Genomic DNA, 9,693 nt, shown 5'->3' with positions numbered 1-9,693 from the left:
CACAGCGCGGCGGTGGCGGTGGCTTCAGCGGCGGCGGAGGCGGCGGCGGCGGCGGTTTCAGCGCCGGCGCACGCGGCGGCGGCGGAGGCGGTTTTGCCGGCGGTCGCGGCGGTGGCGGCGGCCGAGGCGGCCGTCGATAACAGAACAGTCCGCGGCAAGACCCCGCCCGCATGCCCCCTCAAGTCACCGGAACATCGCAAACATGACCACGCCCGACCTGCGCCCCTCGTCAACGCCAAGACGAACTGCCATGCCAAACCGATACGCCGCTAGCGCATGGCTGGTCTGTGCAATGCTGTGGATCGGCCCCGTCGCCGCATACGGCCAGCGCGGATTCGATACCCCGGAAGCCGCAATGAACGCATTTGGCGATGCCATTGCAACAAGCGATGACACCGCATTGCAGAGTCTGCTCGGTCCGATATCCCGCGATGTTATTCCACCGCTCGGTGCCGATTTACGTTATCGATTTCTCGCGGCATGGAGCCAGTCGCACCGCATCGTGCCGGAAGGCACCGCCAATGCACGCGTGGCGGTGGGGAACGATGGCTGGACGCTGCCAGTGCCCCTCGTGCAGTCCCACGGCAAATGGCGCTTCGACATGCCCGCCGGGCTGGAGGAGATGCGCTTCCGGCGAATCGGCCGCAACGAGCTCGCCACGATCCAGACGATGCTCGCCATCTACGATGCGCAGCGGGAATATGCCGATGCCAATCACGGGCCCAACGGCATGTCCGTTTACGCGCGCAAGCTGGTCAGCAGCCCCGGAAAAATAGACGGCCTCTACTGGCCCACGCAACCCGGCGAGCCAGAGAGCCCGCTGGGCCCCGCCTTTATCGACGCCGTGACGAGGCACCGCGGTGGCGATGGCTATAACGGCTATCGCTACAAGCTGCTGACCGCCCAGGGTCCATCCGCGAACGGAGGCGCCTATGCGTATCTTGTCAACGGCCAGCTGTTCGGAGGCTTCGCGGTGCTCGCCTGGCCCGCGCGCTATGGCGACACAGGCATCAAGAGTTTCATGGTGAGCCACGACGGCAAGGTATACGAGCGCGACATGGGTCCCGATACCGCCGCGCGGGCGGCCGCAATCGAGACGTTCGATCCCGGGCGCGGCTGGAGCGAGGTTTCCGCTCAGGCCGCCGCGTTGCAGCCATAGTCTTTTCAGCGTACTTTTTTTCGAATTTATTTAAGTCGCAGATGGAATACAATTCGATTCTTTCCGGCGCAGGCAATGAGCGCCCATGGTTTATCGGTCGGAATAAACGATATTTCTTAATCAGACTTTTAATTTGAACTGGCTCGAAAAAAGTAAAGTTTGCAATGCGTATATGGTCGACCTAGCTTGTATGTCACAAACGCCAGAACAATACATAACCATCGCAGGCAGGCTTAGTCACCATTCAGGGGTGGTGCGGCATCTCGTCGGGCTTCCATGACGCGGTGCAGCGGCGCGCGCTCTCGTTGAGAGTCATGGATCCATATCTTCGCCCCCGTGCGGGCCTTGCCCGCTTGTCCGAAAAAGGCAGTGATTCTGCACACGGGAGGCATCATGGCACCAGTCATCGCGTTCGTCCTTACCCATGCCGGTCCCATGGCGGACCTGTCGCCCGAAGCCAGCAAGTTCGGGAAGCCGGGCATCTGACGCGGGTCCGCCATGCGACGATCATCGGCGTGGATGCTCTACATCGCCGCAGTCCTGGGCGCCGGCTGCGCGATCCTGATGCAGCCGCCGCGCGCCGGACGCCGGGTGCCACGGGAAGGCATGCCACGGGAGCCCTGGCGCCCGAGGGAACCGGTCCGGATGACATTGCGCGGCCCGCTGGCCGAGATGCTGCCGCAATCCGGCATTGCCGAACTCGCGGGATCTCTCGCGCACGAACTCAACCAGCCGCTGACCGCGATCACCAGCAACGCGCATGCGGCGCGCGAGTTTCTTGCCGCTAGCGAGTTCAACAAGGAGTTGCTCAAGGAGATCGTCGACGACATGGTCGATGACGCCTCGCGCGCGAGCGACATCGTGCGAGGCGTACGGGCGCTCGTGCTCGGCGAGGCACCGCGCATGGTGCCGTTCAACGTGGCGGACGTGGTGGAGCAGGCCCTGGATCTGGCACGGGCCAACGCAACCGCGCGCTGCGTGGCGATCGAGCGCGACATCCCGGAGGCGCTGCCGCGTGCCGTAGGCGATCCGGTGGAGATCCGGCTCGTGCTGCTGAACCTTCTGGTCAATGCACTGGACGCCGTCGCATCGGGACGCTCGAGCCACGATCGCCGGATCACGGTACGGGCCAGGGCGTTGGACCATGAAGTCAGGATGGCCGTGCAGGACAACGGGGCCGGCGTCGCGGCCGACGATCTCGACAAGATCTTTCGCCCTTTCTATTCCTCGAAGCCGAAGGGCATGGGGGTGGGCCTGTCGCTCAGCCGCGCGCTGATGGAGCGCAACGGCGGCCATATCCAGGCCATTCGCAATAGCGGCGGCGGCATGACGTTCGAATGCGTCCTGCCGCAGGAAGCACTGACGCTTTGTCACCGGACCACCGGCACCGCGGTGTTCCAATGGAGGTGAGGGTATGCATGCGAGGGCGACAGTTCATATCGTGGATGACGACGATAGCGTACGGCGTGCATTGGGCAGGATCTTGACGGCCCATGGACACATGGTGTCAACGTTCGGATCCGCGCAGGCTTTTCTCGAGGAGGCCGACCTCGATGCGGGCCCGGCCTGTGTGCTGCTCGACCTGATGATGCCAGGCATGGATGGGCTCATGCTGCAGCGGGTCCTCCAGCGCCGGGTCCCAGTGATCTTCCTCAGCGGCCATGGGGACGTGACGCGCGCCGTGCAGGCCATGCAGGCCGGCGCCATCGAGTTCCTGGAGAAACCCGTGTCCGACACCGATCTCCTCGCCGCGGTGGAGAAGGGTTGCGTCTGCGCGGCGGACCTGTTCGCGCGGGAGCGCGAACTCAGGATCCTGCGCGAGAAGATCGATCGGCTCACGCCGCGCGAGCGCGAGGTGCTGACCTGGGTCGTCACGGGCATCCGTAACAAGCAGGTCGCCAGCGAACTCGGCACCGTCGAGAAGACCATCAAGGTCCATCGCGCGCATGTCATGCAAAAGCTGGAGGTCGACTCGTTGCCCGCGCTCGTGCGCATCGCGGACCGGATGGGGCTTTGCGCGGCGCGCCGCGAATCGCCGTGGCCAAGGCCAGGACCCAGGATGGGCTGATCGGTGGACCATGGGCCAATATCGCAGCGCCGCACTGTTACTTAGCCTTGAGAGTATCTAACTTGGTAACGGGCATCCTGTGAATGTTAGGGCCTATCCCTCGCTTCGCGGTAGTGGTGGACGACGACGCATCGGTCGCGCGGGCCACTGCGCGCCTGCTGCGCTCCGCGAGCATCGCGGTCGATACCTTTACGACCGGTACCGCGCTGCTGGCGCGAATGGCGGCACAACCTGACTACCGTCCGGCCTGCGTCATCCTCGACGTCTGCATGCCCGAGATGGACGGCCTCGAAGTGCAGGGCCATCTCTCGGGCCGCGCCCCCGCCGTCATCTTCATCACCGCCCACGACCTTCCGGAAGCGCGCGACAGGGCCCTGTCCGCGGGCGCCATCGGCTATCTCCGCAAACCGTTCGACGGACGCCAGCTAATCGAACTCGTCCGGGAGGCGATGGCCTAGCGCCGCGGCGCGGTTTGGTCCTTGGTCCAATTGCGAAATGGATGGCACGGCGCACACTCATATCAGCACCGAGAGGGAGCAGAAGATGCCGCTGATCATGCGGTCCCGCTAGCAAGGGGCGGACGATGGATATTCGACTGGATTCCGGACTTGCGCCCGGCGCGCGCATCGCGCTGCTGACGGCCATCGTGCTGCTTGCGGCATGCCAGAAGCAGGAGGCCAAGGCGCCGGCCGCCGCGCCGGTGGCCGAGGTGGGCGTGATACGCGTGGCATTGCGCGATGTGCCATTGACGTACGAGTTCGTGGGCGAGACGCAGAGCTCGCAGCAGGTGGAGATTCGGGCCCGCGTCAATGGCTTCCTCGAAGAACGCCTGTACACGGAAGGCGCCCTGGTCAAGGCCGGCCAGCTGCTGTTCCGGATGGACCAGAAGCCGTTCAAGGCCGCGCTCGATGCAGCCCAGGCAGAGCTTGCGCAACAACAGGCGCGACTGACCACCGCGCGGTCCAATCTCGCGCGCGTGCGCCCGCTCGCGGCGCGCAATGCCTTGAGCCAGAAGGACCTCGACGACGCGACGGGCAACGAGCAGGCGGCCGCCGCCGCGGTGGAGCAGGCCAAGGCCAACGTGACCAACGCGAAGCTGAACCTCGGCTACACGACCATCGCGTCCCCCGTGGCGGGCCTGTCGAGCTACGCGAAGAAGCAGGTTGGCTCGTACATCGACGCCACCAACAGCCTCCTCACGTACGTGGCCAAGCTGGACCCCATCTGGGTCAACTTCAGCCTCTCGGAGAATGAGGTGCTCAAGAATCAGGCGCAGCAGGCATCCGGCGAGCTCAAGATGCCGGCCCGCGGCAGCATGGAGGTGGAGGTCGTGCTTGCCGATGGGACGAAGTACAGGCATCGGGGCCGTATCGCGTTCGCCGATGCCGCGTTCAATTCCGAAACGGGCACCTACCTGATCCGCGCGGAACTGCCGAACCCCGACGGCACGCTGCGTCCCGGGCAGTTCGTGCGGGTCTACGTGATGGGCGCCACGCGCACGCGCGCCATCACGGTGCCGCAGGAGGCCGTCGTGCAGGGCGAGCGCGGCCAGTCGGTGTGGACCGTGGGCAAGGACGACAAGGTCGAGTCGCGCGTGATCGACGTTGGCGAATGGTCGCAGGGCAACTGGGTCGTCCGCGCTGGCCTGCGCGAAGGCGACACCGTGGTGGTGGACGGCTCGGTGCGGCTTGTGCCGGGCGCGAAGGTCAAGCCGGTGGACGCCGGCAGCGGCACGGCCACGGCGGAAGGCGCGCCCGGCGCCGCATCGGCTCCCGCCGCGGTGGCCCGCAAGGGACAGCCATCATGAAGCTGTCGCACTTTTTCATCGATCGGCCGATCTTCGCATCGGTGCTGTCCATCATCATCGTGGTGGGCGGCCTCGTGGCCGTCTTCAACCTGCCCATCGCGCAGTTTCCGGACATCACGCCGCCAAGCATTACCGTATCCACGACCTATCCCGGCGCAAGCTCCGAGGTCGTCGCGCAGAATGTGGCGGCGCCCATCGAGCAGGAGGTGAACGGCGCGGACAACATGCTTTACATGTCCTCGACGAGTTCGTCCACCGGCAACATGACCCTGACCGTGTACTTCGAGATCGGCACGGATCCGTCGCTTGCGCAGGTGGACGTGCAGAACCGCGTCAACCTCGCGTTGCCCACGTTGCCGGATGCCGTCACGCGGCAGGGCGTCACGGTGGAAAAGCGCTCGCAAGCCTTCATGATGGTCATCGCCGTCTACTCGCCGGACGACAGCTATCCGCAGACCTTCGTCGATAACTACACGAGCATCTACATCCTCGACGCGCTCAAGCGCATCCCGGGCGCCAATCAGTCTGCCATCTTCGGCACACCTGACTACGCGATGCGCCTCTGGCTGCGGCCGGACCGCATGGCGCAGCTGGGCATCACGGCAGAGGACGTGAAGAGCGCGGTATCCAACCAGAACGAGCAGTTCTCCGCCGGGCGCATTGGCCAGTCTCCGACCGCCGGGCCCGTCAAGCAGACGTTCCCCGTCACGACGAAGGGCCGCATGACGGAGCCGAAGGAGTTCGAGAACATCATCCTTCGCGCGGCATCCGGCGATGCCGCGCTGGTGAGGCTCAAGGACATCGGCCGTGCGGAGCTCGGTTCGAAGGATTATTCGCTGCGCAGCCGTTTCAAGGGGAAGACCGCGACGCTGCTGGCCGTGTATCAGCAGCCGGGCGCCAACGCGCTCGCGGTGGCCGAGCAGGTCCGCAATACGCTGGCCGAAGCGCGCAAGACCTTTCCGCCGGGCATGGAGTATGAAATTGCCCTCGATACGACCGAGTTCGTGCACGAGTCCATCAACGAGGTGGTCCACACGCTGCGCGACGCGGTCATCCTCGTGATATTGGTCGTGTATCTGTTCCTGCAGAGCTTCCGTGCGACGCTGGTGCCGATTCTCGCCGTGCCCGTCTCGATCATCGGGACGTTCATGGCCATGTCGGCCTTCGGCTTCTCCGTGAACATGCTGACCTTGTTCGGCATGGTGCTGGCCATCGGCATCGTCGTGGACGATGCGATCGTGGTGATCGAGAACGTCGAGCGCAACATGATGGAGTTCCATATGCCGCCGCGGCAGGCGGCCAAGGCCGCCATGGATGAGGTGGGCGGCCCCGTGATCGCCATCGTGCTCGTGCTGCTGGCCGTTTTCATACCCGTTGCCTTCCTGTCCGGCATCACGGGGCAGTTGTACAAGCAGTTCGCCATTACGCTGGCCGTGTCGGTGCTGCTTTCCGGCGTGGTCGCGCTTACGCTGTCGCCGGCGCTCGCGGCCATCCTGCTGAAGCCGGGCAGCCACGAGAAGAACCGGTTCTTCCGCTGGTTCAACCGCAGCTTCGATCGCATGGTGGAGGGCTATGGCAGCGCTGTGCAGGCGCTGATCCGGCGCGCCGTCATCTCGCTGGCATTGGTCGCCGCGCTCGTGGCGGTGAGTGTGCTGATGTTCGCGCGTATTCCGTCGTCGTTCCTGCCCGTAGAGGATCAGGGCTATCTGCTGGGCGCGGTCATCCTGCCCGATGCAGCCAGCCTGGATCGCACGGGCGAGCTGTCGAAGCGCGCCGAGGCGTGGTTCGCGAAGCAGCCCGGCGTCAAGTCGGTGGCTTCGCCGGACGGCTACAGCCTGATCGATTCGCAGAACAAGGCGAATGCCGGCACGCTGTTCGTCACGCTGAAGAGCTTCCACGAGCGGGGCCCCGAAGAGAGCGCCGCGAACCTGATCGCGAAGGCTAACCGCGAGTTCTCGACCTATCGGGAGGGACTCGTGATACCGGTCAATCCGCCTTCCATCCCCGGCCTCGGCACCACGGGCGGGTTCGAGTTCTGGCTGCAGAGCACCGGGGACGGCACCTACCAGCAACTGGAGGAGCGCGCGCGCGCGTTCATCGCGGCGGCGCGGCAGCGGCCGGAACTGCGCGGCATCAGCACCACCATCAACACGAAGTCGCGGCAGTTGCTCGTGGACCTCGACCGCGAGCGCGCGGAAACGCAGGGCGTGCCGGTGGAACAGGTGTACTCGGCCCTGCAGACGATGTTTGGCTCGCTATATGTGAGCCAGTTCCCGAAGAACAGCCGCCTGTTCCAGGTCATCCTGCAGGCGGAGCCGGAATACCGGTCGCGTCCCGAAGACCTCGACCGCGTGTACGTCCGCAACGCGCGCGGGGAGATGGTGCCGATCAAGGCCGTCACCACGGCGCGCTGGGTAGCCGGCGCGGACCTGGTGACGCGCTTCAACAATTTCCCCGCGGCCAAGATCACGGGCGATGCGGCGCCAGGTTACAGCTCGGGTCAGGCGCTGCAGGCGATGGAGGAGGTGGCCGCGCAGGTGCTCGGGCCCGGCTACGCCTATGCATGGAGCGGCCAGGCCTACGAGGAGAAGAAGGCCGGCTCCACGGCGGCGATGGTGTTTGCTTTCGCGCTGCTGATGGTATTCCTCATCCTCGCCGCGCAATACGAGAAATGGTCGCTGCCGTTCGGCGTGCTGATGGCCGTGCCTTTCGCGTTGTTCGGCGCGCTGCTCGGCATCCTCATGCGCGGCATGGAGAACGACGTCTACTTCCAGATTGGCCTGACGGTGCTGATCGCGCTGGCGGCCAAGAACGCAATCCTGATCTTCGAGTTCGCGGTGGAAATGCGCGTGAAGGAAGGGCTGAGTCCCTACGACGCCGCAGTGAAGGCGGCCAAGCTAAGGCTGCGGCCGATCATCATGACGTCCCTGGCCTTCATCCTCGGTTGTATTCCGCTCGCCATTGCCAGCGGCGCGTCGGCGGCCAGCCGCCAGTCGCTGGGGACGGGCGTGATCGGTGGGATGCTGGGGGCAACGGTGATCGCGGTGTTCTTCATCCCGATGTTCTTCTGGGGGCTGGAGCGCGCGTCGGAGAAGAAGATGGCGAAGAAGCCGGCGGAGCCCGCCGGCACAGATTCCGCGGCGCCGACCGGAGGCAGCGTATGAACGCGCGCGCGCATGGCATCGCGTGGGGCTGCGGGGCGGCGATGGCGCTTGGCGGCTGCGCGGTCGGCCCGGACTACGAGCGGCCGCCGATGGACCTGCCGGAGCGCTATCGGTTCGCCGAGGAATCAGTGGCCACGGTAAATGTGACGGCAGCGGAAACCCCCGTGGTGGCGCCCGCCTCGGACGAGTACTGGTGGTCGCAGATCGGCGATCCCACGCTCGATGAACTCATCGTGGTCGCGCTCTCCCGCAATCAGGACCTGCTGATCGCCACCGCGCGCGTGGAGGAGTACTACGGCCGCGTGATGGCGGCGCGCGCGGGCCTGTTCCCGCAGGTCGGCGCCGAGTTCGGCGGCGGCCGTCAGCGGCTCAGCAATAACGGTGGCAGCGTCATCCCGATCGACAATCCCTTCAACCAGGTGCGCGCCGATGTCTACGCCTCCTGGGAGATCGATCTCTTCGGCCGCATCCGCCGCCTCACGGAAGCCGCCCGCGCGGAATGGGCCGCGAGCGAACAGGGGCGGCGCGCGACCGAGGTCAGCGTCGCGGCGGCCGTGGCCAGTGCGTATATCACGCTGCGCGACCTCGACAACCGCCTGCGCATCGCGCGGGAGACCCTGGTCAGCCGCGAAGGCGCGCTCAACGTGTTCCGCGACCGCTTTCAGGGCGGCGTGGTGTCGGAAGTCGAGTTCTCGCAATCGCGCTCGGAGTATGCGTCGGCACAGGTCTCGGTCGAGCAGTTCCGTCAGCAGGTCGCGTTGCAGGAAAACCTGCTGGCCTTCCTGCTCGGCGACAATCCGCGCGACATCCCGCGTGGCAAGGAGATCGGCGAACTGGTGCTCCCCACGGTACCGATGGGATTGCCTTCTGCGTTGCTCGCGCAGCGGCCCGACCTCGTGCAGGCGGAGCAGAGTCTGGTCGCCGCCAATGCGCGGATCGGCGCCGCCCGCGCGCAATATTTTCCGACCATCTCGCTGACGGGGCTGTTCGGCGCGGCGAGTACCGCGCTGTCCGGGTTATGGGTAGGTTCGGCGCAGATGTGGTCGTTCGGCGGCGTCGTCAGCGTGCCGATCTTCACGGCCGGTGCGATCGCGGGCGATGTCCGGCAGGCCGAAGCGCGGCAGGCGCAGGCGCTGCATGCCTATCGCCAGGCCATCCAGACGGCCTTCCGCGAGGTGGCCGACGCGCTGGTGAGCGTGCAGCGCACACAAGGGCAACTGGACGCGAAGAACGAACAGGTGAATGCGCTCTCGCGCTACGCCTTGCTCGCGCGCGATCGTTACGAAGGCGGGTACACGAGCTACCTCGAGGTACTCGATTCCGAACGCGCGCTGTTTGCCGCGCAGCTCGACCAGTCGAGCCTGCGGGGGGCCGAATTCGGCCAGCTGATCCAGCTCTACAAGGCGCTCGGCGGTGGCTGGCCCACCGGCACGGGCGCGCAGGCTGGCATCGAGGCCACCACGGCCGCCGTCAAGGAGTGAGTCATGGACAAATC

7 protein-coding genes are annotated in these 9,693 nt (G+C 65.8%); all 7 read left to right on the top strand.

From position 1 onward, the window contains the following. Nucleotides 1–250 precede the first annotated feature (250 nt). The 7 genes from KHP16_RS14670 (at nucleotide 251) to KHP16_RS14640 (ending at nucleotide 9,679) form a co-directional block, all read left to right on the top strand. The gene (locus KHP16_RS14670) at nucleotides 251–1,159 is read left to right on the top strand and encodes a DUF2950 domain-containing protein (RefSeq protein WP_373561959.1); all 909 of its coding nucleotides are present in this window, start codon (nucleotides 251–253) and stop codon (nucleotides 1,157–1,159) included. A 498-nt stretch (nucleotides 1,160–1,657) separates the two neighbouring features. Further along, complete coding sequence (locus KHP16_RS14665; protein ID WP_244835808.1) at nucleotides 1,658–2,569, top strand: sensor histidine kinase; 912 nt, start codon at nucleotides 1,658–1,660, stop codon at nucleotides 2,567–2,569. A 4-nt stretch (nucleotides 2,570–2,573) separates the two neighbouring features. Then, nucleotides 2,574–3,227 (top strand): response regulator transcription factor, encoded by a 654-nt coding sequence (locus tag KHP16_RS14660; RefSeq protein ID WP_211960522.1) that lies wholly within the window; start codon nucleotides 2,574–2,576, stop codon nucleotides 3,225–3,227. A gap of 83 nt (nucleotides 3,228–3,310) precedes the next feature. Further along, nucleotides 3,311–3,685 (top strand): response regulator transcription factor, encoded by a 375-nt coding sequence (locus tag KHP16_RS14655; protein ID WP_109584151.1) that lies wholly within the window; start codon nucleotides 3,311–3,313, stop codon nucleotides 3,683–3,685. A 125-nt stretch (nucleotides 3,686–3,810) separates the two neighbouring features. Further along, nucleotides 3,811–5,034, top strand: a complete 1,224-nt coding sequence (locus KHP16_RS14650) for an efflux RND transporter periplasmic adaptor subunit (protein WP_211960521.1) — start codon at nucleotides 3,811–3,813, stop codon at nucleotides 5,032–5,034. Next, on the top strand, nucleotides 5,031–8,198 hold the full coding sequence (locus tag KHP16_RS14645) for an efflux RND transporter permease subunit (RefSeq protein WP_109584153.1): 3,168 nt from the start codon (nucleotides 5,031–5,033) through the stop codon (nucleotides 8,196–8,198). The genes KHP16_RS14650 and KHP16_RS14645 overlap by 4 nt, the downstream gene beginning before the upstream one ends. Next, the gene (locus KHP16_RS14640; RefSeq protein WP_211960520.1) at nucleotides 8,195–9,679 is read left to right on the top strand and encodes an efflux transporter outer membrane subunit; all 1,485 of its coding nucleotides are present in this window, start codon (nucleotides 8,195–8,197) and stop codon (nucleotides 9,677–9,679) included. The genes KHP16_RS14645 and KHP16_RS14640 overlap by 4 nt, the downstream gene beginning before the upstream one ends. Nucleotides 9,680–9,693: the final 14 nt, after the last annotated feature.

Source organism: Cupriavidus plantarum, assembly GCF_905397285.1.
Taxonomy (GTDB): Bacteria; Pseudomonadota; Gammaproteobacteria; order Burkholderiales; family Burkholderiaceae; genus Cupriavidus; species Cupriavidus plantarum.
The sequence above is the reverse complement of the archived record's forward strand: the minus strand, read 5'-3'. Positions and strand labels throughout refer to the sequence as shown.

Bases quoted from the DNA above. Each gene is read 5' to 3' on its own strand.
- KHP16_RS14645 (WP_109584153.1), top strand. From the start codon at position 5,031: ATGAAGCTGTCGCACTTTTTCATCGATCGGCCGATCTTCGCATCGGTG.
- KHP16_RS14640 (WP_211960520.1), top strand. From the start codon at position 8,195: ATGAACGCGCGCGCGCATGGCATCGCGTGGGGCTGCGGGGCGGCGATG.
- KHP16_RS14670 (WP_373561959.1), top strand. From the start codon at position 251: ATGCCAAACCGATACGCCGCTAGCGCATGGCTGGTCTGTGCAATGCTG.
- KHP16_RS14650 (WP_211960521.1), top strand. From the start codon at position 3,811: ATGGATATTCGACTGGATTCCGGACTTGCGCCCGGCGCGCGCATCGCG.
- KHP16_RS14655 (WP_109584151.1), top strand. From the start codon at position 3,311: ATGTTAGGGCCTATCCCTCGCTTCGCGGTAGTGGTGGACGACGACGCA.
- KHP16_RS14660 (WP_211960522.1), top strand. From the start codon at position 2,574: ATGCATGCGAGGGCGACAGTTCATATCGTGGATGACGACGATAGCGTA.
- KHP16_RS14665 (WP_244835808.1), top strand. From the start codon at position 1,658: ATGCGACGATCATCGGCGTGGATGCTCTACATCGCCGCAGTCCTGGGC.